General features: G+C 72.1%; 22 protein-coding genes. 14 read left to right on the top strand and 8 right to left on the bottom strand.

Going from position 1 to position 23,979, the window contains the following annotated elements:
- The first annotated feature begins 14 nt into the window (after window positions 1-14).
- Window positions 15-869 carry a LysR family transcriptional regulator gene (locus ACYQ8Q_RS34145; RefSeq protein ID WP_460070474.1) on the top strand — a complete coding sequence of 285 codons (855 nt, stop codon included), beginning with the start codon at window positions 15-17 and terminating at the stop codon, window positions 867-869.
- Window positions 870-895: 26 nt separating this feature from the next.
- On the opposite strand, the gene helR is transcribed toward ACYQ8Q_RS34145, so the two are convergent.
- The 3 genes from helR to ACYQ8Q_RS34130 form a co-directional block, all read right to left on the bottom strand.
- Window positions 896-3,064, bottom strand: a complete 2,169-nt coding sequence (helR, locus tag ACYQ8Q_RS34140) for an RNA polymerase recycling motor ATPase HelR (RefSeq protein ID WP_460070473.1) — start codon at window positions 3,062-3,064, stop codon at window positions 896-898.
- A 156-nt stretch (window positions 3,065-3,220) separates the two neighbouring features.
- Window positions 3,221-3,511 (bottom strand): putative quinol monooxygenase, encoded by a 291-nt coding sequence (locus ACYQ8Q_RS34135; protein ID WP_460070472.1) that lies wholly within the window; start codon window positions 3,509-3,511, stop codon window positions 3,221-3,223.
- Between the two features lie 15 nt (window positions 3,512-3,526).
- Window positions 3,527-4,501, bottom strand: coding sequence for a carbohydrate kinase family protein (locus tag ACYQ8Q_RS34130; protein ID WP_460070471.1), 975 nt, complete (start codon window positions 4,499-4,501; stop codon window positions 3,527-3,529).
- Window positions 4,502-4,695: 194 nt separating this feature from the next.
- Here ACYQ8Q_RS34130 and ACYQ8Q_RS34125 point away from each other — a divergent pair, with 194 nt between their 5' ends.
- From ACYQ8Q_RS34125 to ACYQ8Q_RS34110, 4 genes are all read left to right on the top strand, one after another.
- Window positions 4,696-5,718 (top strand): substrate-binding domain-containing protein, encoded by a 1,023-nt coding sequence (locus ACYQ8Q_RS34125; protein ID WP_460070470.1) that lies wholly within the window; start codon window positions 4,696-4,698, stop codon window positions 5,716-5,718.
- Between the two features lie 107 nt (window positions 5,719-5,825).
- Window positions 5,826-6,821, top strand: coding sequence for an ABC transporter permease (locus ACYQ8Q_RS34120; RefSeq protein WP_460070469.1), 996 nt, complete (start codon window positions 5,826-5,828; stop codon window positions 6,819-6,821).
- Window positions 6,818-7,654, top strand: a complete 837-nt coding sequence (locus ACYQ8Q_RS34115; protein WP_460070468.1) for an ATP-binding cassette domain-containing protein — start codon at window positions 6,818-6,820, stop codon at window positions 7,652-7,654. Before ACYQ8Q_RS34120 ends, ACYQ8Q_RS34115 begins: the two co-directional genes overlap by 4 nt.
- A 93-nt stretch (window positions 7,655-7,747) precedes the next feature.
- Window positions 7,748-8,764, top strand: a complete 1,017-nt coding sequence (locus ACYQ8Q_RS34110; protein WP_460070467.1) for a LacI family DNA-binding transcriptional regulator — start codon at window positions 7,748-7,750, stop codon at window positions 8,762-8,764.
- 128 nt (window positions 8,765-8,892) lie between these two features.
- Here the strand turns inward: ACYQ8Q_RS34110 and ACYQ8Q_RS34105 are convergent, their stop codons facing one another.
- On the bottom strand, window positions 8,893-9,321 hold the full coding sequence (locus ACYQ8Q_RS34105) for a DUF6299 family protein (RefSeq protein ID WP_460070466.1): 429 nt from the start codon (window positions 9,319-9,321) through the stop codon (window positions 8,893-8,895).
- 234 nt (window positions 9,322-9,555) lie between these two features.
- On the opposite strand from ACYQ8Q_RS34105, the gene ACYQ8Q_RS34100 reads away from it, so the two are divergent.
- The 6 genes from ACYQ8Q_RS34100 to ACYQ8Q_RS34075 all read left to right on the top strand — a co-directional run bounded on the left by ACYQ8Q_RS34100 (window position 9,556) and on the right by ACYQ8Q_RS34075 (window position 14,143).
- Complete coding sequence (locus ACYQ8Q_RS34100; RefSeq protein ID WP_460070465.1) at window positions 9,556-9,750, top strand: DUF5999 family protein; 195 nt, start codon at window positions 9,556-9,558, stop codon at window positions 9,748-9,750.
- A 98-nt stretch (window positions 9,751-9,848) separates the two neighbouring features.
- Entirely contained in the window at window positions 9,849-10,661 is an 813-nt protein-coding gene (locus ACYQ8Q_RS34095; RefSeq protein WP_460070464.1) for a PaaX family transcriptional regulator, read from the top strand.
- A gap of 116 nt (window positions 10,662-10,777) precedes the next feature.
- Window positions 10,778-11,344 carry an adenylyl-sulfate kinase gene (gene cysC, locus ACYQ8Q_RS34090; protein WP_460070463.1) on the top strand — a complete coding sequence of 189 codons (567 nt, stop codon included), beginning with the start codon at window positions 10,778-10,780 and terminating at the stop codon, window positions 11,342-11,344.
- Window positions 11,341-12,243, top strand: a complete 903-nt coding sequence (gene cysD / locus ACYQ8Q_RS34085) for a sulfate adenylyltransferase subunit CysD (protein ID WP_460070462.1) — start codon at window positions 11,341-11,343, stop codon at window positions 12,241-12,243. Before cysC ends, cysD begins: the two co-directional genes overlap by 4 nt.
- 2 nt (window positions 12,244-12,245) lie before the next feature.
- Window positions 12,246-13,457 carry a sulfate adenylyltransferase subunit 1 gene (locus ACYQ8Q_RS34080; protein ID WP_460070461.1) on the top strand — a complete coding sequence of 404 codons (1,212 nt, stop codon included), beginning with the start codon at window positions 12,246-12,248 and terminating at the stop codon, window positions 13,455-13,457.
- Window positions 13,458-13,654: 197 nt separating this feature from the next.
- Entirely contained in the window at window positions 13,655-14,143 is a 489-nt protein-coding gene (locus ACYQ8Q_RS34075) for an ATP-binding protein (protein WP_460070460.1), read from the top strand.
- A gap of 6 nt (window positions 14,144-14,149) precedes the next feature.
- Here ACYQ8Q_RS34075 and argF read toward each other — a convergent pair whose 3' ends face one another.
- Window positions 14,150-15,157 (bottom strand): ornithine carbamoyltransferase, encoded by a 1,008-nt coding sequence (gene argF, locus ACYQ8Q_RS34070; protein WP_460070459.1) that lies wholly within the window; start codon window positions 15,155-15,157, stop codon window positions 14,150-14,152.
- 88 nt (window positions 15,158-15,245) lie between these two features.
- Window positions 15,246-16,469 carry an arginine deiminase gene (locus ACYQ8Q_RS34065; RefSeq protein ID WP_460070458.1) on the bottom strand — a complete coding sequence of 408 codons (1,224 nt, stop codon included), beginning with the start codon at window positions 16,467-16,469 and terminating at the stop codon, window positions 15,246-15,248.
- A 139-nt stretch (window positions 16,470-16,608) separates the two neighbouring features.
- On the opposite strand from ACYQ8Q_RS34065, the gene ACYQ8Q_RS34060 reads away from it, so the two are divergent.
- The 3 genes from ACYQ8Q_RS34060 to ACYQ8Q_RS34050 all read left to right on the top strand — a co-directional run bounded on the left by ACYQ8Q_RS34060 (window position 16,609) and on the right by ACYQ8Q_RS34050 (window position 19,875).
- Complete coding sequence (locus tag ACYQ8Q_RS34060; protein WP_460070457.1) at window positions 16,609-17,772, top strand: SPFH domain-containing protein; 1,164 nt, start codon at window positions 16,609-16,611, stop codon at window positions 17,770-17,772.
- The gene (locus tag ACYQ8Q_RS34055; RefSeq protein ID WP_460070456.1) at window positions 17,769-18,668 is read left to right on the top strand and encodes an NAD(+)/NADH kinase; all 900 of its coding nucleotides are present in this window, start codon (window positions 17,769-17,771) and stop codon (window positions 18,666-18,668) included. Before ACYQ8Q_RS34060 ends, ACYQ8Q_RS34055 begins: the two co-directional genes overlap by 4 nt.
- 109 nt (window positions 18,669-18,777) lie before the next feature.
- Window positions 18,778-19,875 (top strand): Kelch repeat-containing protein, encoded by a 1,098-nt coding sequence (locus ACYQ8Q_RS34050; RefSeq protein WP_460070455.1) that lies wholly within the window; start codon window positions 18,778-18,780, stop codon window positions 19,873-19,875.
- A gap of 2 nt (window positions 19,876-19,877) precedes the next feature.
- Here ACYQ8Q_RS34050 and ACYQ8Q_RS34045 read toward each other — a convergent pair whose 3' ends face one another.
- Complete coding sequence (locus ACYQ8Q_RS34045) at window positions 19,878-22,463, bottom strand: polynucleotide kinase-phosphatase (protein WP_460070454.1); 2,586 nt, start codon at window positions 22,461-22,463, stop codon at window positions 19,878-19,880.
- Complete coding sequence (locus ACYQ8Q_RS34040; protein ID WP_460070453.1) at window positions 22,460-23,929, bottom strand: 3' terminal RNA ribose 2'-O-methyltransferase Hen1; 1,470 nt, start codon at window positions 23,927-23,929, stop codon at window positions 22,460-22,462. The genes ACYQ8Q_RS34045 and ACYQ8Q_RS34040 overlap by 4 nt, the downstream gene beginning before the upstream one ends.
- Window positions 23,930-23,979: the final 50 nt, after the last annotated feature.

The raw sequence follows: 23,979 nt of genomic DNA, 5'->3' as shown, positions 1-23,979 counted from the left end.
TATACGCTGGAGTCATGGATCCGGAGTTGCGCCATCTGCGCTGTCTCGTCGCCATCGTCGACGAGGGCACCTTCACCGACGCCGCCCTCGCCCTCGGCGTCTCCCAGGCGGCTGTGTCCCGCACCCTGGCCTCACTCGAACGGTCCCTGGGCGTACGGCTGTTGCGCCGCACCTCGCGCGAGGTGACGCCGACGGCGACCGGGCTGCGGGTGGTCGCGCAGGCCAGGCGGGTGCTCGCCGAGGCCGACGAGCTGGTCCGCACGGCGACCTCGGGCCACACCAGCCTGCGCATCGGCTACGCCTGGTCGGCGCTCGGCCAGCACACCCCCGCCTTCCAGCGCCGCTGGGCGACCGCGCACCCGGCCACCGACCTGCACCTGGTCCGTCTGAACTCCGCCACCTCCGGCCTCGCGGAGGGCGCCTGCGACCTCGCGGTGGTGCGCCGGGACCTGGACGACCGCCGGTTCGACTCGGCCGTCGTCGGTCTCGAACGGCGTATGGCGGCCGTGTCCACCGACGACCGCCTCGCCGCCGACGGCCCCGTCCGGCTCGCCGACCTCGCCGAGCGCACCCTGTTGGTCGACCGGCGGTCCGGGACGACCACACCGGAGCTGTGGCCGCCGGACGCCCGTCCGGCGACCGAGGACATCCATGACGTCGACGACTGGCTCACCGTCATCTCCAGCGGCCGCTGTGTCGGCATGACGGCCGAGTCCACCGCCCACCAGTACCCACGGCCCGGCGTCGCCTACCTCCCGGTGCTCGACGCCGAGCCGATCGTCGTACGGCTCGCCTGGTGGCGGGACGACCCGCATCCCGCCACCCAGCCCGCGGTGGAACTCCTCACCGCGCTCTACCGCACCGACTGACCGGCCGCCTTCCCGCCCGCCAGGCCTCAGGAGCTGGTCAGGACGACCAGTTGGCGGGTCGCGCGGGTCATCGCGACATAGCGGTCCACCGCCCCTTCGACGCCCGTGCCGAACTTCTCCGGGTCGACCAGGACGACCAGGTCGAACTCGAGGCCCTTGGTCAGCTCCGGGGGCAGGGAGCGGACCCGGGGTGTCCCGGGGAAGGCCGGGGCGCCGATGACACAGGCGATCCCGTCGGCATGGGCGGCGAGCCAGTCGTCGAGGATCGTGTCCAGGTCCGCGGCGGATCCATGGACGACGGGGATGCCGTTGCTGCGGATGGAGGTCGGGACGTTGGCGTCGGGGAGCGCGGCCCGGACGACCGGCTCGGCCTCCGCCATGATCTCGGCCGGGGTGCGGTAGTTGACGCTCAGGGAGGCCAGGTCGATCCGGTCGAGGCCGATCCGCTCCAGACGCTCCCGCCACGACTCGGTGAACCCGTGCCGGGCCTGGGCGCGGTCCCCGACGACGGTGAAGCTCCGGGACGGACAGCGCGACAGCAGCATCTGCCACTCGGCGTCGGTGAGTTCCTGGGCCTCGTCGACGACGATGTGCGCGAACGGGCCGGCGAGCAGATCGGGGTCGAGGACCTGCAGTTCGGCCTCGTCCACCAGGCTGACCCGGGCGTCCGCGCCGCGCAGCATGGTCACCAGTCCCTCGCCGTCGTCCCCGTCGGCGCCGGAGTCGGCCACGGCGTGGATCAGGTTGTCCACGACATGGGACATGCGCTCGCGCTGGGCGGCGAGGACGGCCTTGTCGCGCTGTCTGCGCCGCGCCGCCTCCGGGTCGCCGAGCCGCTGCCGGGCCGCGTCGAGCAGCGGCAGGTCGGACACCGTCCAGGCCTGGGCGTCGGCACGCTGCAGCCGTCGTACCTCGTCGGGGCTCAGCCAGGGGGCGCACATCCGCAGATACGCGGGCACCGTCCACAGGTCCCCGACCAGGTCGGCCGCCTCCAGCAGCGGCCAGGCGCGCTGGAGGGTGCCGAGGAGTTCCTTGTCCTGTCGCACCGCCCGGCGGAACTGCTCGGGCGGCAGGTCGTCGCCGCCGTGGCGGTCCCGCAGGATCTCGACGAGCCGCTCCCAGATCTGGTTGCGGGCCTCGTTGTGCGGGGTGCCGGGTTCGGGCGCGTCGAAGGCCTCGGCCCAGTCGGCGGCGGTCAGCCGTACGTCGGTGTGGTCGACGGTGACGGTCATGCCCTCGGCGGGCGGCTCCTCGTAGAACCGGACGGCCTTCTCGATCGCCCTCACCAGGTCCGCGGACGCCTTCAGCCGGGCCGCCTCCGGGTCGGTCTCGACGCCCGCGCCGGCCCCCTCGGGGACCAGGTCGCGCAGGACGCAGGTCTGGACGCCCTCCTCGCCGAGGCTCGGCAGGACGTCGGCGACGTACGACAGATAGGGCCGGTGCGGGCCGACGAACAGCACCCCGCCGCGGCGGTGCCCGAGGCGCGGGTCGGAGTAGAGCAGATGGGCGGTGCGGTGCAGGGCGACGACCGTCTTGCCGGTGCCCGGGCCGCCGTCCACGACGAGGGCGCCGCGCGAACCCGCCCGGATGATGGCGTCCTGGTCGGCCTGGATGGTGGAGAGCACGTCCCGCATCCGCTCGGAGCGGTTGCCGCCCAGGCTGGCGATGAAGGCGGACTGGTCGTCGAGGGCGGCGGCGTGCCCCTCGAACCCGTCGGCGGTGAACACCTCGTCCCAGTAGTCGCTGATCCGGCCCCGGGTCCAGCGGTAGCGGCGGCGGCTGGCGAGGCCCATCGGGTCGGCGTGGGTCGCGGCGAAGAACGGCTCGGCCGCCGGGGAGCGCCAGTCGATGAGCAGCCGGCGGCCCTCGCGGTCGGTGAGGCCGAGCCTGCCGACGTACACGGGCTCGGAGCCGTCCGCGCCGGCCATGTGCCCGAGGCACAGGTCCAGTCCGAACCGGCGCAGGGTGCGCAGCCGGCCGGTCAGACGGTGGACCTCGATGTCCCGGTCCATCGCCTGGCGGCCGGTGCCGCCGGGCGCCCTGAGTTCGGCGTCGAGGAGGTCGGACAGTTCGGCGATCGACTCCTCCAGGCACTCCGCGACGGCCGCGAAGTGCCGCTCGTCGGCGGCGATCAGCGCCGGATCGGCCTTCCGGGAGAGCTGGTCGGCAAGGTCGAACGCACTCTGCACACGCACGTCGTGGATTCCTCTTTTCTGCTGGATCCTGGCCACGACCTGGGATTTTGCGGTACGAGGGGGGCCTTGCCGCAAGCCCCCCGGTGCGCTATATGTTGAGAGTGGCGGGAGGCGGCTGGAGCCGGTCTCCGGCCTCCTTCTTTTTCTCCAGGAACGTCACTTTTTCTCCAGGAACGTCAGCACCGAGGCGTCCTCCTCGATCAGCGGGACGAGCGCCGCGTTGAACGGGCCGCCGTACGGGGCGTTCAGATGCGCCTGGAAGGCGTCCTCGTCCCGGTACACCTCGAAGATCCAGTAGGCGCGCGGTGCCTCCGCCTTGGTGTACACGTCGAAGGCGAGGTTCCCCTCCTCCTCGCGCACCTTCCCGGCGTACTCCAGGATCAGTCGGGCGACCTCGTCCTCGGTGCCCTCACGGGCGGTGAACTCGGCGAGCAGTGTCTTCGTCATGGTCTCGGGTCCTTGTCAGTCGAGGGTCGAGGGGGCGAACGGGGGTACGGGCTCCTCCAGCCGGCTGCGCCACGGAGGGTTGGGGCCGGCGACCGAGCAGGTCAGGGCGGCGACCCGGGCGGCGAAGCGACAGGCCTCGGTGACGTCGTCGAGGCGGACGTCCGTCAGCCGGCCGCCGAGGAGCGAGCGGGCGCCGAGGTGGTGGAGCAGTCCGGCGGTGAAGGAGTCGCCCGCGCCGACCGTGTCGACGACCCTCGTGGCGACCGCGGGCACCCGCACCCGTTCCCCGTCGAGCGAGGCCAGGGCGCCGCCGGCGCCGAGGGTGATCACGACGAGCCGGACCCCGGCCGTGTGCCAGAGGTCGCAGGCCTTCTCGGGCGCGGTGCCCGGCAGCAGCAGTGCCAGGTCGTCCTCGCTGAGGCGCAAAATGTCGGCGAGGGAGCACCAGTGCGCCAGCCGGGCGCGGTAGACGTCGGGATCGACCAGCAGCGGGCGGACGTTGGGGTCGATGCTGACGGTCGTCCGGGCGGCGGCCGCGGCCAGGAAGTCCTCGACGACGGCCGCGCCGGGCGCACGGACCAGGGCCAGGGATCCGGTGTGCACACAGGCGGTGCCGGACAGGTCGACCCGGGCGAGTTCCTCGGCCGTCCACTGCCAGTCGGCGGTGTTCTGCGCGTGGAAGGAGAACGCGGCCTGGCCGCCGTCGTCGAGTTCGGCCACGGCCAGGGTGCTGGGTTCGGCGGCCGGGACGGCGTACGACAGGTCCACCCCGGACGCCTCCAGGTGGCCGCGGAACAGCCGGCCGAAGACATCGCCGGAGAGCCGGGCGAGGAAGCGGGCCGGGGTGCCGAGCCGGGCCAGGGAGACGGCCGTGTTCGCAGGTCCGCCACCCGGCAGCACCCGCAGGGCGAGCTCGTTCGGGGCGCTCGCGGGCTCGGTGAACGCGTCCGCGACGCACTCTCCGAGGACGGTGATCTGACGCGGGCTCATGGGCTGCTCTTCTCTGCGGGCGACCGTGGGGACGTTGCCGATTCGTGACGAGTACGGGGCATTGACGTTTCCGGGAGACGGAGTCCATCATCCTCGCCATGCAGTGTCAACGATGACATAAGTCAACGATGACAACTCGGGACGGCATCCCTCCGATGCCGGCCGCGCCGCTCGCAATCCCGCAGGAGTCGTTCATGTCTCGCACCACTCGTCCGTCCACCTCCCTCCTCAGAGCCGCCGCGGTCCTGGGCGTCGCGGCCCTGACCCTGACGGCCTGCGGGTCCGGCTCCGGCTCGGACTCCGCGAGCTCCGGATCGGGATCGGGCAGCGTCAAGGTCGGTCTGATCACCAAGACGGACACCAACCCGTTCTTCGTGAAGATGAAGGAGGGCGCGGAGAAGGCCGCGAAGTCCGAGGGCGTCAAGCTCATGACCGCGGCCGGCAAGTTCGACGGCGACAACGCCGGGCAGGTCACCGCGATCGAGAACATGGTCGCCGCCGGGGTGAAGGGCATCCTCATCACCCCGAGCGACTCCAAGGCCATCGTGCCCGCGATCGCGAAGGCCCGCGCCAAGGGCGTCCTGGTCATCGCGCTGGACACCCCGACCGAGCCGGAGAGCGCGGTCGACGCCCTCTTCGCCACCGACAACCTCAAGGCCGGGCAGCTGATCGGCGAGTACGCCAAGGCGGCCATGGCGGGCAAGAGCGCGAAGATAGCCACCCTCGACCTGGCGCCCGGCGTCTCCGTCGGCGTCCAGCGGCACAACGGTTTCCTCAAGGGCTTCGGCGCCACCGACAAGGACGTGGTCTGCGCCCAGGACACCGGCGGCGACCAGGCCAAGGGCCAGACGGCGATGGAGAACTGCCTCCAGAAGGAGCCGGACATCAACGTCGTCTACACCATCAACGAGCCGGCCGCCCTCGGCGCGTTCACCGCGCTGAAGGCCAAGGGCCGTGAGAAGGACGTCCTCGTCGTCTCCGTGGACGGCGGCTGCACCGGCACCCAGGCGGTCAAGGACGGCAAGATCGCCGCGACCTCGCAGCAGTACCCGCTGAAGATGGCCGCCGAGGGCGTCAAGGCCGTGGTGACGTACGCCAAGGACGGCAAGAAGGCCTCCGGCTACACCGACACAGGCGTCACCCTGATCACCGACAAGGCGCAGACCGGGGTCGACTCCAAGGACACCGCCTTCGGCCTGGAGAACTGCTGGGGCTGAGCCGGCCGCGCCCGGCCCGTACGACGCCCTTCCCGTCGTACGGGCCGCCCTCCCCTCAGGGCCTGTGCCTTCCGACCAGGACTTCTGTCTTCCGACAAGGACTTCGCATGACAGCCACGACCACGCCGTACGCCGAGCTCAAGGCACCGACCACGGCCCGCAGACTGCTCACGGCACCCACCACCGGCCCGCTGGTCGCCCTCCTCCTGGCCTGTGCCTTCTTCTCCCTCTCCACCGACCAGTTCCTCACCGGCGGGAACTTCTCGCTGATCGTGCAACAGGTCATGGTGGTCGGCACCCTCGCCATCGGACAGACCCTGATCATCCTCACGGCCGGCATCGACCTGTCGTGCGGTGCCGTCATGGCGTTCGGCAGCATCGTGATCGCCAAGATGGCCGCGCAGGGGTCGCTTCCGCCGCTCGTCGCGATCGGGCTGGGCATCGTCGTCTGCGGCGGCTTCGGACTGCTCAACGGGCTGCTGGTGCAGAAGATCCCGCTGCCGCCGTTCATCGTCACCCTCGGCATGCTCAACGTGGCGTTCGCGCTGACCCACATCTACTCCGAGGAGCAGACGGTCACCGGCCTGCCCGCGCCGCTGACCGCCCTCGGGGAGACCTTCCCGCTCGGCCGCACCGACATCACCTACGGCTCCCTCGTCACCATCGCCCTGTTCCTCGCCTTCGCCTACGCGCTGAGCAGCACCGGCTGGGGCCGGCACGTCTACGCCCTCGGCAACAGCCAGGAAGCCGCCCGGCTGAACGGCATCCGCACCTCCCGGCTCACCATCGGCATCTACACCGTCGCGGGTCTGCTCTACGGCGTCGCCGCCCTGCTGCTCATCTCCCGCACCGGGGTCGGCGATCCGCAGGCCGGGCAGACCGACAACCTCGACAGCATCACCGCCGTGGTCCTCGGCGGGACCAGTCTGTTCGGCGGCCGGGGCTCGGTCCTCGGCACGTTCATCGGCGTGCTCATCGTCGGTGTCTTCCGCAACGGGCTCCAGCTGATGGGCGTCGCCTCCATCTACCAGACCCTGATCACCGGTGTGCTGGTGATCCTCGCGGTGACCGTCGACCAGATCTCCCGGAAGAAGGCCCGATGACCACCTCGGACTCCCCCACCCCCGTCCTCCAGGCCCGTGGTCTGGTCAAGCGCTACGGCCATGTCACCGCCATCGACGGCGCGGACTTCGATCTGCTGCCCGGTGAGGTCCTCGCCGTGATCGGCGACAACGGCGCCGGCAAGACCAGCCTGATCAAGGCGCTCACCGGCGCGGTGACGCCGGACGCCGGCGAGATCAGGCTCAACGGAGAGCCCATCACCTTCTCCGGTCCGCAGAGCGCCCGCGCCCACGGCATCGAGACGGTGTATCAGGACCTCGCCGTGGCCGCCTCGATGGACATCGCCTCGAACATGTTCCTCGGGCGGGAGCTGCGCCGCCCCGGAGTCCTCGGCAGTGTCTTGCGGATGCTGGACAAGAAGCGGATGCGGCAGGAGGCCGCCGAGCACATGGCCGATCTGAAGATCGGGCTGCGCTCGCTGACCCAGTCGGTGGAGACCCTCTCCGGCGGACAGCGGCAGGCCGTCGCCGTGGCCCGGTCCGTGGCCTGGGCCCGCTCGGTCGTCGTCATGGACGAACCCACCGCCGCCCTCGGCGTCAAGGAGTCCGGTCAGGTCCTCGACCTGATCCGGCGCGTCCGGGACAAGGGCATGCCGGTCGTCCTGATCAGCCACAACATGCCGCACGTCTTCGAGATCGCCGACCGGATCCACGTCCACCGCCTCGGGCGGCGGGCCGCCGTGATCAAGCCCTCCGACTACTCGATGGCCGAGGTCGTCGCCGTCATGACCGGCGCGCTCACCATCGACGCGGCCGGGGATACTGTCGTGACGGATTCCAAGGCCGCCAAGGCCGCCGGGGTCCAGGCCGGCTAGAACCGCTCCACAGGTTCTGGCGACACGATTCGACTCCAAGGATCCGCCCGAGGCCGCGGGCGGAACCGACGAGCACAGGAGATCCGCACCTCCATGGCAGCCAGCCGCCGCCCCACCCTGGCCGATGTCGCCCGTGAAGTGGGTGTCAGCGCCAAGACCGTCTCCCGCGTCCTCAACGAGGACGGACCCGCCTCCGCGCAGACCAGGGAACAGGTGCTCGCCGCCGTGGCCCGGCTGGGTTTCCAGCCGAACCTGATGGCGCGCAACATCCGCGTCGGCGGGCCCGACACCACCGTCGGGCTCGTCATCCCCGACCTCGGCAACCCCTTCTTCGGGGCCGTGGCCAGCAGCATCGAGGACACGGTCCGCGACCGGGGGCTGACCCTGCTCATGGGCTCCTCCGCGGACGACCCCGAACGCGAACGCGCCCTGACCGCCACCTTCCTGGCCCGCCGGGTCAGCGTTCTGATGGTCGTCCCCTCCGTCGGCGCCGACCACTCCCACCTCAAGCCGCACCGGTCCGGCGGGCTGCCCGTCGTCTTCCTGGACCGGCCGGGCACGGGCCTCGCCACGGACAGCGTCGTGAGCACCAACCGCTCGGGCGCCCACGACGGCGTCGCCCATCTGATCGCCCACGGCCACCGCCGGATCGGCTTCATCGGGGACCTGCCCACCAAGCTGTACACCCGCCGCGAACGTCTGGCCGGATACCGCGAGGCACTGCGGGAGGCCGGCCTGCCGGACGACCGCTCCCTGGTCACCAACGCCCACGACCAGCACGGCGCCTCGGTGGCCACCGCGCAGCTGCTGGACCTGCCCGATCCGCCCACGGCCCTGTTCGCCGGCAACAACATCGTCGCGCTGGGCATAGTGACCGAACTCGCCCGCAGCCACCGCAAGGACGTCGCGGTCGTCGCCTTCGACGACGTGGCCCTCGCGGACGCGCTCGAACCGGCGTTGACCGTGGTGGCCCAGGATCCCGAGGAGATCGGCCGCACCGCCGCGACCACCGCCCTGTCCCGCCTCGACGGCGACCGCTCCCGCGCCCGCACCCTCACCGTACCCACCCACCTGATCGTCCGGGGCTCCGGAGAACGACCGGCTCCGTGAATCACCGGGCCGGGGCTCGGCATCCGTCGCCATCGGGCGAAGGACACCGGTAACCGCCCTCCGCCCGACACTCCAACCGCCCCCGCGCCCCGGCTGCCGTCCTGCTCGCCGGGGCGCGCGGCGGGTGATCAGCTCTGGGTCAGCGTGACGTCCTGCTGGTGGATCGCGTGGAAGCGGGGCAGGGGCAGGCCGCCGCGGGGTTCGAGTTCGGTGATCGTGGCCTCGACGTGGGCGGGACCGGCCACCACGGCGTCCCCCTGGACCTTGCCGGCGTTCCGCCAGGAGTGGACGGCGCCGTCGCACACCGCACGGCTGCCGCCGATGCCGTAACGGGCGGGGGCGTCGCCCTGCTGGACGGCGGAGCTGATGAACACCGGGCCCGTGTTGCCGACGCAGCGGTAGGTGCCGGAGAGGGTGATGGTGCCGTCCGCGGCGATCGTGCCGGCCGAGGAGACGGTGAGGGACTCGGTGGGGTCGGCGGTGGCGGCCTGGGCCGGCAGCGCGAGCAGGACCAGGGCGGCACCGGCCGCCGTGGCCAGTGCGGGGCGGAGCAACATGGAAGACCTCCTGTGGTGGGGGGCCTCCACTGGTACCGGGCGAAGGGGCCCGCGGCCGTGACCGTCACCCCTTCGGTGGCGAGTCCGCACCGGTCGTCGGCGAACGGTCCTGGAGTTGTCCTGGTGCTGTCACGCTTCGGGCAACGCTCTGGCGATGCCCCCGGGGGCGGGCGCATGGTCGTTCCATGCGAGGCCGACCGGACGGCCGGCCCACCACCGACGTGGAGGTGCGCCATGTGTTCCCACTCCTTCGCCGCCGCTCCTGCCGACGCCCGCTCCCTGCACGTCGTCGCCGCCCACCCGGAGCAGGGCTGGAACCTGCTGTGCGACGGCACGATCGTCTTCGACGACTCCGGCGAACTCCTCCCCGACGGCAGCGTGGTGGCCCCCCACCGCGTCCCGGCGGACCGCCTGACCGTCGCGGCCTGACCCCGCACGCCGCCCGCGGTACGCCGTCGGCCGGCACGACGAAGGTCACATCCGGTCGGGACACCGATGGTGACCGGCCGTGAGGGTGACGACCTAAAATGATCAATGTGTCCGACCAGCCCGCACCTCGGTCTCTCATCGTCACGCTCTACGGCGCGTACGGCCGCTTCGCGCAGGGTCCGCTGCCCGTCGCCGAGCTGATCCGGCTGCTCGCCGCGGTCGGCGTCGACGCGCCCTCCGTACGCTCCTCGGTGTCCCGGCTGAAGCGGCGCGGGCTGCTGCTGCCGGCCCGCACGGCACAGGGCTCGGCCGGGTACGAACTCTCCGACGAGGCCGTGGAGTTGCTCGACGACGGGGACCGGCGGGTCTACGGCGCCGCACCGGCCGGGGACGAGAGCTGGGTGCTGGCGGTGTTCTCCGTGCCGGAGTCGGAGCGGCAGAAGCGGCACGTCCTGCGGTCCCGGCTGGCCGGTCTCGGTTTCGGCACGGCCGCACCGGGCGTGTGGATCGCCCCCGCCCGGCTGTACGAGGAGACCCGGCACGCCCTGAAGCGGCTCGGGCTGGAGGCCTACGTCGACTTCTTCCGCGGTGAGCACCTCGGCTTCGCGCCCACCGTCGAGGCGGTGGCCCGCTGGTGGGACCTGACGGCCATCGCCAAGGAGCACGAGGCGTTCCTCGACCGCCACGCGGGCGTGCTGCACGCCTGGCAGGAGCGGCCGGACACCCCGCCGGAGGAGGCCTACCGCGACTACCTCCTTGCCCTGGACTCCTGGCGCCATCTGCCCTACGTCGATCCGGGGCTGCCCGCGCGGCTGCTCCCGCGGGACTGGCCGGGGGCCCGTTCGGCGGCCGTGTTCCACGGGCTGCACGAGCGACTGCGCGACGCGGGAGCGGAGTTCGCCGGGGTGTGACCTCACGGACACCAGGTGTCACTCAGCTAAACCTCAGGTTCCTTAACAACTCCTCTCAGACTCCTTACCTACCGTTCGACGGGTTGTACGCCGGGTAGGAAAGAGGACTGTTGCGGATGACCAGCACGCCAAGGGCCGTTGCCCCGAGGGCCCAGGGGGCCACGGTCTGGCTCACCGGACTGCCGAGCGCCGGCAAGACGACGATCGCCCGCCTGCTCGGCGAGCGACTGAAGGCCCAGGGACACCGCGTCGAGGTCCTGGACGGCGACGAGATCCGCCGCTTCCTCTCCGCCGGGCTCGGTTTCAGCCGCGCCGACCGCAACACCAACGTGCAGCGGATCGGGCTGGTCTCCGAGGTCCTGGCGCGCAACGGCGTGCTGTCCGTCGTCCCCGTCATCGCCCCCTACGCCGACAGCCGCGAGGCGGTGCGGCTGCGGCACGAGAAGAGCGGGACGCCGTACCTGGAGGTGCATGTCGCCACCCCGGTGGAGGTGTGCAGCGAGCGGGACGTGAAGGGGCTGTACGCCCGCCAGGCGGCGGGACAGCTGACCGGCCTGACCGGTGTCGACGACCCGTACGAGGCGCCGGAGAACCCCTCGCTCGTGCTGCCGACGCAGCGGCAGACCCCGCAGGAGTCGGCGGACGCGGTGTACGCGCTGCTGGCGGAGCGGGGGCTGGTGTGAGCGGGTACACGCTCTCGCACCTGGACGCGCTGGAGTCCGAGGCGGTGCACATCTTCCGCGAGGTCGCGGGCGAGTTCGAGAACCCGGTGATCCTGTTCTCCGGCGGCAAGGACTCCATCCTCATGCTGCACCTCGCGCTGAAGGCGTTCGCCCCGGCCGCGATCCCCTTCTCCCTGCTGCACGTCGACACCGGGCACAACTTCCCCGAGGTCCTCGAGTACCGCGACCGCGTCGTCGCCCGGCACGGACTGCGGCTGCACGTCGCCTCCGTACAGGACTACATCGACCGCGGGGTGCTGCGCGAGCGGCCCGACGGCACCCGCAACCCGCTCCAGACCCTCCCGCTCACCGAGAGGATCCAGGCGGAGAAGTTCGACGCCGTCTTCGGCGGCGGCCGCCGCGACGAGGAGAAGGCCCGCGCCAAGGAACGGGTGTTCTCGCTGCGCGACGAGTTCTCGCAGTGGGACCCACGCCGCCAGCGGCCCGAGCTGTGGAACCTGTACAACGGCCGCCACGCCCCCGGCGAACACGTCCGCGTCTTCCCCCTGTCCAACTGGACCGAGCTGGACGTCTGGCAGTACATCGCCCGCGAGGACATCGAACTGCCCGACATCTACTTCGCGCACTACCGCGAGGTGTTCGGACGGGGCGGGATGTGGCTGACCGCCGGTGAGTGGGGCGGGCCCCGGCCGGGTGAGACCGTCGAGAAGCGGCAGGTCCGCTACCGCACGGTCGGCGACATGTCCTGCACCGGCGCGGTGGACTCCGACGCCGACACCATCGAGAAGGTGATCTCCGAGATCGCCGCCTCCCGGCTCACCGAGCGCGGCGCCACCCGCGCCGACGACAAGCTCTCCGAGGCCGCCATGGAGGACCGCAAGCGCGAGGGGTACTTCTAGAGATGACCGGCATGACTGTAGACACCCTCCGGTTCGCCACCGCCGGGTCCGTCGACGACGGCAAGTCCACCCTCGTCGGCCGGCTGCTGCACGACTCCAAGTCGGTCCTCGCCGACCAGTTGGAGGCCGTGGAGACCGCCTCCCGCAACCGCGGCCAGGACGCGCCCGACCTGGCCCTCCTCACCGACGGGCTGCGCGCCGAGCGCGAGCAGGGCATCACCATCGACGTGGCCTACCGCTACTTCGCCACGCCCAGGCGGCGGTTCATCCTCGCCGACACCCCGGGCCATGTGCAGTACACCCGCAACATGGTGACGGGTGCCTCCACGGCCGAGCTGGCGATCATCCTGGTCGACGCCCGCAACGGCATCGTCGAGCAGACCCGCCGGCACGCGGCGGTGGCCGGGCTGCTGCGGGTGCCGCAGGTCGTCCTCGCCGTCAACAAGATGGACCTCGTCGGCTACCGGCAGGACGTCTTCGAGCGGATCGTCGAGGAATTCGCCGCCGACGCCGCCGAGTTCGGGCTGCCCGGCTTCACCCCGATCCCGGTCTCGGCGCTGGCCGGAGACAACGTGGTGGAGCGGTCGGCGCCCATGGACTGGTACACCGGTCCGGCCCTGCTGGAGTTCCTGGAGAGCGTGCCCGTCGGCACCGATCCGGCCGACGCGCCCGCCCGGTTCCCGGTGCAGTACGTCCTGCGGCACGGCGATGTCCGCCACTACGCGGGCCAGTTGGTGTCGGGCTCGCTGCGGGTGGGCGACCGGGTGAGGGTCCATCCGTCCGGCGAGAGCACCGAGGTCGCCGCCCTCGACGTACTGGGCGAGGACGTGCCGGTGGTGTACGCGCCGCAGTCGGTCGGGGTGCGGCTGGCGGACCAGCGGGACGTCTCCCGCGGGGACATGATCACGGCGGGCGGCGACGCGCCGACGCTCACCCAGGACGTGCGGGCGGCCGTGTGCCATCTGGCCGACCGTCCGCTGCGGGTCGGCGACCGGGTGCTGCTCAAGCACACCACCAGGACCGTCAAGGCGCTGGTGAAGGACCTCGGCGGGGCCTCCGCGCTGGCCGTGAACGACCTGGGCCGGATCACCCTGCGCACCGCCGAGCCGCTCGCGCTGGACGACTACGCCGTCTCGCGGCGCACGGGGGCGTTCATCCTGATCGACCCGGCCGACGGGGCGACGCTCACGGCGGGCATGGTGGACCTCGGCTGAGGCACATGTGCGACCGAGGTAAGCCTTCTTACCGCCCTCCCCCTCGGGAGGGCGGTTTTTCTTGTACGGCCCCCCGCAGTGTCACCGCTCGTCAATAACGCGGTAACAACGGGAGCAGGCAGGCGAGACGGAGCGTTGGGCGGGGTAAGCAACCCGTTAGCCGTACCATTCCTGAAAGTTGAAGGCAGGACCACCTGATGCCGATCACGGGACCCTGCGCCAAGAACGGACTCGCCTTGCAAGATCGCCCCTCCGACTCGGCCGCCTCCTGGCGGATCGCACTGCCGCACTCCGCCGCGGCCGTGCCGGTGGCCCGTGCACTGGTCCGTACGGCGCTGGCGGAGCTGGAGCACGGAGCCGACAGCGACACCGCGGAGCTGCTGACGGCCGAGCTGGTGGCGAACGCCGTGGAGCACACGGCCGCCGGGGACGCCCCGATAGAGCTGGTGGTGGAGCTGCGCCCGAGCGGCTGCCAGGTCGAGGTGCACGACCCCGACCCGATGCCGCCGGGCGATCTCACCCGCCCCTCCGGCGTGGAGCCCGACCCCTGGCTGGAGCACGGAAGGGGGCTGCTGCTGATCCGCGCCCTCAGCTCGTCCTGCGGGCACCGCCCCACCGACAAGGGCAAGGCGGTGTGGTTCCGGCTGGCCGTGGTGCCCCCGCAGTGGCGGCCGCGGCCCGAGTGAGGCCGGTCAGGCGAGGGTGGCGACCAGGACGGCCTTGATGGTGTGCAGGCGGTTCTCCGCCTCGTCGAAGACGACCGAGTGGGCGGACTCGAAGACCTCGTCGGTGACCTCCAGCGAGTCCAGGCCGTGGGTCTCGAAGATCTCGCGGCCCACCTTGGTGCCGAGGTCGTGGAAGGCCGGCAGGCAGTGCAGGAACCGGACGTCCGGGTTGCCGGTGGCGCGCAGGACGTCCATGGTCACCGCGTACGGGCCGAGGGCCGCGATCCGCTCGTCCCAGACCTCCTTGGGCTCGCCCATGGACACCCAGACGTCGGTGGCGACGAAGTCCGCGCCGAGCACGCCCTCGGCGACGGACTCGGTGAGCGTGATCCGGGCGCCGCTGGCCTCGGCCAGCTCACGGGCCCGGTCCACGATCTCCTGGGCGGGCCAGTAGGTCTTCGGCGCGACGATCCGGACGTCCATGCCGAGCAGGGCCCCGGTGACCAGGTAGGAGTTGCCCATGTTGAAGCGGGCGTCCCCGAGGTAGGCGAAGGCGATCTCCGGCAGGGGCCTCGCGGTGTGCTCGGTCATCGTGAGGACGTCGGCGAGCATCTGGGTGGGGTGCCAGTCGTCGGTCAGACCGTTGTAGACGGGCACACCGGCGTACGCCGCGAGCTCCTCGACCTTCTGCTGGCTGTCGCCGCGGTACTCGATGCCGTCGTACATCCGGCCCAGCACGCGCGCGGTGTCCTTGACCGACTCCTTGTGGCCGATCTGCGAGCCGGAGGGGTCGAGGTAGGTGGTGGCGGCGCCCTGGTCCGCGGCGGCGACCTCGAACGCGCAGCGGGTGCGGGTCGAGGTCTTCTCGAAGATCAGCGCGATGTTCCTCCCGCGCAGGTGCTGGACCTCGGTCCCGGCCTTCTTGGCGGCCTTCAGCTCGGCGGCCAGCTCGATCAGACCGCGGAACTCCTCCCCCGTGAAGTCCAGCTCCTTGAGGAAGTGGCGGCCGGCGAGGGCGGTCGGGACAGTCGCCATGGGGGCGCTCCAGGGGTACGAGAACGGGACCATGGAAGTCTATACGACGATTAGCATTTCTATACAGTCCCGTCGGCTCCCGTGTTCGCTACACGGCCCCCCGTTCGACCGGGCAGCTCATACAGCGCGGCCCGCCCCTGCCCCGGCCCAGCTCGCTGCCCGGGATCTCGATCACCTCGATGCCCTGTTTGCGCAGATGGGTGTTGGTGGTGGCGTTGCGCTCGTAGGCGACGACGACACCCGGTTCGACGGCGAGGACGTTGCAGCCGTCGTCCCACTGCTCGCGCTCGGCCGCGTGCACGTCCTGGGTGGCGGTGAGCACCCGGATCTCGCTGAGGCCGAGGGCGGCGGCGATCGCCCGGTGCATGTGCTCGGGCGGATGGTCGGTGACCTTCAGCTCCTTCTCGCCGACGCCCGGCTCGATGGTGTAGGAGCGGAGCATGCCGAGGCCGGCGTACTGGGTGAAGGTGTCGCCGTCGACCATCGTCATCACGGTGTCGAGGTGCATGAAGGCGCGCCGCTTCGGCATGTCCAGAGCGACGATGGTCTGTGCCGAGCCCGCGGCGAACAGCTTGTGCGCGAGCATCTCCACGGCCTGCGGGGTGGTGCGCTCGCTCATGCCGATGAGGACGGCGCCGTTGCCGATGACGAGCACGTCGCCGCCCTCGATGGTCGACGGGTAGTCGGCCTGCCCCTCGGACCAGACGCGGAAGTCCTCCCCGCGGAACAGCGGGTGGTGGCGGTAGATCGCCTCGAAGTGCACGGTCTCCCGCTGCCGTGCGGGCCAGCGCATGGCGTTGACGGCGACGCCGTCGTAGATCCAGGCGGAGGTGTCGCGGGTGAAGAGATGGTTGGGCAGCGGGGCGAGGAGGAAGTCGTCGAGGTCCATGACGTGGAAGCGCACGGAGGTCGGTTCGGGGTTGGCCTGGAGGAACTCCCGTTTGGTCATGCCGCCGACGAGGCCCTCGGCCAGGTCGGGCGCGGACAGGTTCGCGAAGGCGGCGCGGAGGTGGTCGGTGGCGAGCACCCCGTATTCCTTCTCGTCGAAGACGCGGTCCAGGACGAGCGCGCGGGCCGCCGGGATCTCCAGGGCCTCGACGAGTAGATCACCGAACAGATGGACCTCGACGCCCCGGTCGCGCAGGACGTCGGCGAACCCGTCGTGCTCGGCGCGTGCCCGGCGTACCCAGAGCACGTCGTCGAAGAGCAGTGCGTCCTTGTTGCTGGGGGTGAGCCTTTTGAGCTCGAGATCCGGCCGGTGCAGGATGACGCGGCGCAGCCGCCCGGCCTCGGAGTCGACATGGAATCCCATGCCTCCATCCTGACCATCCGCGCCCGCCTTCACCCGCTCTTGTGTCGTTTCGCAACCGCTTGTTTTCGTCCTCTTGACGACAAGTGATCCCTCCGATTATCGTCTCAGTGACGACAATCAGGACGAGGGGGGACCTCTCATGGCCGACATCACCCGCCGGTTCGGCTGGCGCCATCTGCGCGGCGCACCGACGGCGCACATCCGCCACCACCGCTCGGGCACCCTGGTGCACGACGGCCCGGGGCTCAGCTTCTGGTTCCGCGCGCTCACCGCGGCGCTCTCCGAGGTACCGGTCGACGACCGGGAACTGGCCATGACCTTCCACGCCCGCACGGTCGACTTCCAGGACGTCACCGTGCAGGCGACGGTGACCTACCGGATCAGCGACCCGGCCGTCGCCGCCGCCCGCCTCGACTTCTCCGTCGACCCGGACACCGGCGTCTGGCGCGGCGCGCCCCTGGAACAGCTCGGCACCCTGCTCACCGAGACCGCCCAGCAGCACGCCCTGGACGTCCTCGCCCGTACGGCGCTGTCGGCGGCGCTGGTCGACGGCGTGACGGCGGTACGGGAACGGGTCGCCGCGGGACTCGCGGCGGAACCGCGGCTGCCCGCGACGGGCATCGAGGTGGTCGCCGTACGGGTGATGGCGCTGCGCCCCGAGCCGGAGGTGGAACGCGCGCTGCGCACCCCGGCCCGTGAGCAGATCCAGCAGGAGGCCGACCGGGCGACGTACGAACGGCGGGCGGTGGCGGTCGAGCGGGAACGGACCATCGCCGAGAACGAACTGGCCAGCAGGATCGAACTCGCCCGGCGCGAGGAGCAGTTGGTCGAGCAGCGGGGCACCAACGCCCGCCGGGAGGCGGAGGAGACCGCGGCGGCCGACCAGGTGCGGGCGGAGTCCGAGGCGACCCGGACGGTCCGCCTCGCGGAGGCGGAGGCCGCGCGCTCGGTGAAGCTCGCCGAGGCCGAGGCCGCCAGGCAGGTGCGTCTCGCGGACGCCGAGGCGCGGCGCAGCGAGCGGCTGACCGAGGCGGAGTCGGCGCGCACGGTGAAGCTCGCGGAGGCCGAGGCGGCCCGTTCGGTACGGCTCGCCCGGGCGGAGGCCGAGGCGGCGCGCGAGGTCGGCGAGGCCCGCGCCCAGGCGCAGGCGGCCTGGCTGCGGGTCCACGCGGACGTCGACGTCACGACCCTGAACGCGCTGACCGGCACCCGGCTCGCCGAGAACCTGCCGCACATCGACAGCGTCACCATCTCGCCGGACGTGCTGACCGGCCTGCTCGCCAAGCTGGGAGCGCGGGAGTGAGCCTCGCCCCGCGGGCCGTGCTGGTCCACCGCACCACGGAGTACGAGGAACTGGTGGCCCGGCACGGCACCCACGGCCAGGCCGCCTTCTTCCTCTCCTCGCGGGGCCGGGACGTCGAGGAGATCGCCGAACGGCACCGCCGCACCCGGCGCGCGCTGGCGGAGGTGACCTCGGCGATCCCCCTGACCTGGCGCCAGAGCCAGGTGGAACGGGCCGACCTGGACCGCTTCCTGTTCGCCCCGGAGGACGTGGTGATCGTGGTGGGCCAGGACGGTCTGGTGGCGAACGTCGCCAAGTACCTCGCCGGGCAGCCCGTGGTCGGCATCGACACCGACCCCGGCCGCAACCCCGGCGTCCTGGTCCGCCACCGCCCCGCCGACGCCGCCGCCCTGCTGCCCTCGGCACTCGCCTCCGGGACCGGGGTGTCCGAGCTGACCATGGTCGAGGCGGTCGCCGACGACACCCAGCGGCTGCTGGCCCTCAACGAGATCTATCTGGGCGCCGCCGGTCACCAGACCGCCCGCTACCGCCTGGGCCTCGAGGACGACGGGGGTGTCGTCGAGGCCCAGGCCTCCTCCGGCGTGCTGGTCGGCACCGGCACGGGCGCGACGGGCTGGATCCGCTCGGTGTGGCAGGAGCGCGGCAAAGGACCCCGGCTGCCCGCGCCGACGGAGGACCGGCTGGTGTGGTGCGTCCGGGAGGCATGGCCGTCACCGGCGACGGGGACCTCGTACGTGGCGGGCGAGCTGACCGGCGGGAGCCGGCTGACGCTCACCGTCGAGTCCGAGCGGATCGTCGCGTTCGGGGACGGCATCGAGAGCGACGCGGTGGAGCTGACCTGGGGACAGACGGTGACGGTGGGGGTGTGCGGGGAGCGGCTGCGGCTGGTGGGATGAGGCGCGGGGGCCCTGGGCCGATAGGGCTAACTACGGGACCGTGGCGGCGCGTCGGCGCGGAGGCGTGGGACATCTCTGGTACATGCCCCCTCGGTGACAGGAGTCCGCCGTGCCCCCCATACGTACGATCCCGGGAAGGTGGCGCGCCCGCTGCACCCTGACCGGGATCCTCGCCGCCGTCGCGGTGCTGTGCGGGATGCTGCCCGCCGGTGCCGGCACCGGACTGAACTGGGCCACGCTGCCGTCCGTGCCCACGGCCCGCTTCGACCTGGGCGCCGCTGCCGCGCCCTGTCCGCGCGGGCAGACCGGAAGCTGTCTCTACGCGATCGGCGGCTACGGCACCGGCTTCCTGGCCACGGTGCAGGCGTACAACCAGCGCACCAACGCCTGGTCCACGCTGCCGAATCTGCCGTCGCCACGCAGCGAACCCACGGCGGCCGCCGCGCCCTGCCCGGACGGACAGAGCGGAACGTGCGTGTACGCCCTCGGGGGCGCCGACACCGGCGGCGTCCTGCCGACGGCCCAGTCCTACAACCCCGCGACCAGCAGCTGGACCACGGTCACCGCGCTGCGGACGGCCCGGTACGGCCTGGGCGCCGCGTCCGCGCCCTGCCCGGGCGGGCAGGGGGGGACCTGTGTCTACGCGGTGGGCGGGTACGCCCGCTCCGGTGTCACGGCGTCCGTGGAGACCTTCGATCCGGTCAGCAGGACCTGGACCACGCTCGCGTCCCTGCCCACGGCCCGGTACGCCCTGGGCGCCGCGGCCGCCCCCTGCCCGCCGGGCCAGAAGGGCACCTGCGTCTACGCGGTGGGCGGCATCGACAGCCGCGGCCGGTACCTGGGCACGGTGGAGTCGTACAACCCCGCCACCAGGGCCTGGAGCACGGTGGCGTCGCTGCCCGTTCCCCGGGGCGCCCTGGGTGTGGCGGCCACGACCTGTCCGCCGGGTCAGACCGGCACCTGTGTCTACGCGGTGACCGGTCTGAACAACGGCGGCGCGCTGGCCGACGCCGAGTCGTACAACCCGGCCTCCGGCTTCTGGACCACGCTGCCGTCGGCGCCGACCCGCCGCTACTCCGCGGCGGCCGCCGCCCTCCCCTGCCCGCCCGGGGAGAACGGCAACTGCGTCTATGTCGTCGGCGGCATCAGGAACAACGCGCTGGCCACCCTGGAGGCCCTCGACCCGCCGCTCGGCAGCAGGCGCTGACCTCACAGTCTCGGGTCCACCGGCTCCGACTCCAGGGCCAGCACCCCGAACACCGCCTCGTGGACGCGCCACAGCGGCTCGCCCTCCGCGAGGCGGTCCAGGGCCTCCAGGCCGAGCACGTACTCGCGGATCGCCAGCGAACGCTTGTGGTTCAGGAAGCGTCCGCGCAGCCGGGTCAGGTGGTCGGGGCGGGTGTACTCCGGGCCGTAGATGATCCGGAGGTACTCCCGGCCCCGGCACTTGATGCCGGGCTGGACCAGACGGCCCTCGCCTCCCCCACTCTCGGCTTCGCTCGAGCGGGGGGACCCCCATCGGACCACGGCGCCGAGCGGCTTGACGACCATGCCCTCGCCGCCCCGGCCGGTCATCTCCAGCCACCAGTCGACACCGGCCGCCACCGAGGCCGGGTCGGCGGTGTCGACGTACAGCCGTTGGGTGGTCTGCAGCAGTCCGGTGCCGTCGTGCTCCACCAGCCGGTCCAGCAGGGCCAGTTGCTCGTCGTGCGGCAGGCCGGCCAGGCTGCGGCCCTGGACGGCGAGCAGCTGGAACGGGGCCAGGCGTACGCCGTCCAGGCCGTCCGTCGTCCAGCAGTAGCGTCGGTACGCCTCCGTGAACGCGGCCGCGTCCGAGGCGCGCTCGCGCTGCCGCGCCAGCAGGTCCGTGACGTCGACGCCCCGGGCCGCGGCGCCCTCCAGCGCGGCCAGCGCGCCCGGGAAGACGGACCCGGAGGCGGCGCCGACCGCCGCGTACTGGGACCGCAGCAGCCCCGACGCCTTCAGCGACCACGGCATCAGCTCGGCGTCCAGCAGCAGCCAGTCGGTCTCCAGCTCCGCCCACAGGCCCGCCGCGTCCACCGCCGCCCGCAGCCGCCCGAGGACCTCCTCGGTCACCGCGGCGTCGTCGAAGAACGGCCGGCCGGTACGGGTGTAGAGCGACCCGGTCGGCCCTTCGACACCGAAGCGCCTGCGCGCGGCCTCCGCGTCGCGGCACACCAGGGCCACCGCGCGCGAGCCCATGTGCTTCTCCTCGCACACGACCCGCCGCACGCCGTCCTTCGCGTACTCCGCGAACGCCTCCGCCGGGTGCTCCAGGTAACCCTCCACCTGACTCGTAGCCGTGGGGGCCATGGTCGGCGGGAGGTACGGCAGCAGCCGCGGGTCGACCGCGAACCGGCTCATGACCTCCAGGGCCGCCGCCGCGTTCTCCTCCCGGATCGACACGCGCGTCTGCCCGTCGTAGCGGGTCTGGACGATCCGGCGGCCGTGGACGTCCGCCAGGTCGAGCGGCCGCCCGTCGTGCCCGCCGGGCGCCTCCGACCGCAACGGCCTCGCCGGCTCGTACCAGACCTGCTCCGCCGGTACGTCGACCAGCTCGCGCTCCGGCCAGCGCAGCGCGCTGAGCTTGCCGCCGAAGACGGCACCGGTGTCCAGGCAGATGGTGTTGTTCAGCCAGGTCGCCTCCGGGACGGGGGTGTGGCCGTAGACGACCGCCGCCCGGCCCCGGTAGTCCTCCGCCCACGGGTAGCGCACCGGCAGCCCGAACTCGTCGGTCTCGCCGGTGGTCTCGCCGTACAGCGCGTGCGAGCGGACCCGGCCGGAGGTGCGGCCGTGGTACTTCTCCGGCAGACCGGCGTGGCAGACCACCAGCCGGCCGCCGTCGAGGACGTAGTGGCTGACGAGTCCGTCGATGAACTCCCGCACCTCGGCGCGGAACTCCTCGCTCTCGCCGTCCATCTGCTCGATGGTCTCGGCGAGTCCGTGGGTGTGCTGGACCTTGCGGCCCTTGAGGTGGCGGCCGTACTTGTTCTCGTGGTTGCCCGGCACGCACAGGGCGTTGCCCGACTTCACCATGGACATCACCCGGCGCAGCACGCCGGGGCTGTCCGGGCCGCGGTCGACGAGGTCGCCGACGAAGACGGCCGTCCGGCCCTCGGGGTGCACGCCGTCGGCGTAGCCCAGCTTGCCCAGCAGCGACTCCAGTTCGGCGGCGCAGCCGTGGATGTCGCCGACGATGTCGAACGGGCCGGTGAGGTGGGTCAGGTCGTTGAAGCGCTTCTCGGTGACGACGGTGGCGTTCTCCACGTCCTGCACGCCCCGCAGGACGTGCACCTTGCGGAAGCCCTCGCGCTCCAGGTGGCGCAGGGAGCGCCGGAGTTCGCGGGTGTGGCGCTGGATGACGCGGCGCGGCATGTCGGCGCGGTCGGTGCGGCCCGCGTTGCGCTCGGCGCACACCTCCTCGGGCACGTCGAGCACGATGGCGATGGGCAGCACGTCGTACTGCTTCGCCAGGTCGATCAGCTGCCTGCGGGACTCCTGCTGGACGCTGGTGGCGTCGACGACCGTGCGGCGGCCGGCGGCGAGCCGCTTGCCCGCGATGTAGTGCAGGACGTCGAAGGCGTCCCGGGTGGCGCTCTGGTCGTTCTCGTCGTCGGAGACCAGACCCCGGCAGAAGTCGGAGGAGATGACCTCGGTGGGCTTGAAGTGCCGCCGCGCGAAAGTGGACTTGCCGGAGCCGGAGGCGCCGATCAGCACGACGAGGGAGAGATCGGTGACGGGGAGCACCCGGCCCTTGTTCGCTGTCTCGGTCATGCCGCCTTCGCCTCCTTCTCGTGCGGGGTGCCGGCCGTGAACACGGCCATCTGGGTGGGCGGGCCCACCTCGGGGTCGTCCGGTCCGACGGGGACGAACTCCACGGTGTAGCCGTGTCGTTCGGCGACGGCGGCCGCCCAGGCGCGGAACTCCTCGCGGGTCCACTCGAAGCGGTGGTCGCCGTGCCGTACGTGTCCGGCCGGGAGGGACTCCCAGCGGACGTTGTACTCGACGTTCGGGGTGGTGACGAGGACCGTGCGGGGGCGGGCCGCGCCGAACACCGTGTACTCCAGGGCGGGCAGCCTCGGCAGGTCGAGGTGCTCGATCACCTCGCTGAGCACGGCCGCGTCGTAGCCCTTGAGACGGGTGTCGGTGTACGCGAGCGAGCCCTGCACCAGCCGGACGCGCGACGCCTGCCGCTCGCCCATCCGGTCCAGCTTCAGCCGGCGGGCGGCGATGGTGAGCGCGCGCATCGACACGTCCATGCCGACGATCTCGGTGAACTTCGGGTCCTTCAGCAGCGCCTGCACCAACTGGCCCTGGCCGCAGCCGAGGTCGAGCACCCGGGCGGCACCGGCCCTCCGCAGCGCCTCGATGATCGCGTCGCGGCGCTGCACGGCCAGCGGGGTCGGCTTCTCCTCGGTCTCGGCCTCCGCCTCGACGGCGTTGTCGATGTCCTCGACCGCGCTGTCGTCGGTCTCGGCGAGCCGCACCAGCTCCAGCCGCTCCATCGCCTGCCGGGTCAGCGACCAGCGGCGGGACAGATAGCGGCTGGTGATCAGCCGCTGCTCGGGGTGCTCGGGCAGCCAGCCCTCACCGGCGCGCAGCAGCTTGTCGACCTCGTCGGAGGAGACCCAGTAGTGCTTGGCGTCGTCGAGGACCGGCAGCAGCACATACAGATGCCGCAGGGCCTCGGCGAGGGTCAGGGTCCCCGACTCCAGGACGAGCCGTACGTACCGCGAATCGCCCCACTCCGGGAACGCGGGGTCCAGGGCCACCGGGTCGGCGGTCACGGTCCAGCCGAGCGGCTCGAACAGCGCCCGGACGAGACCGGGGCCGCCGCGGGCGGGCAGCACGGGCACCTCGATGCGCAACGGCCGGGCCTGCCCGGGAAGTTCGGGCCTGGCCGCGCACACGGCCCGCATCGCGCTGGAGAAGACGCCGCTCAGCGCGACGGCCAGCAGCGAGGAGGCCGCGTACGGGCGGTCGTTGACGTACTGCGCGAGCGCCGCGTCGGGGGCGCCGCCGCGGCCCTTGCCCTTGCCGCGCCGGACCAGCGCCACAGCGTCCACCTCCAGCAGCAGCGCCGCCGTGCAGCGGTCGGCCTCGGCCTCGGGGTAGAGGACGTGCGCGGTGCCGTAGGACGTGGAGAACGCCTGTGACTTCCCGGGATGCTTGTGCAGCAGATAGCCCAGGTCGGTGGCGGGGCGTTCGGGGGTGCCGGTGGTGGTGATCGTCAGGAACACGGTGGGTGCCTCGAAGGGTCGGGAACGAGCGAAAGCGCTGGTCGTGCGCT

The sequence above is a fragment of the Streptomyces sp. YKOK-I1 genome, from assembly GCF_054660435.1.
The sequence above is the reverse complement of the archived record's forward strand: the minus strand, read 5'-3'. Positions and strand labels throughout refer to the sequence as shown.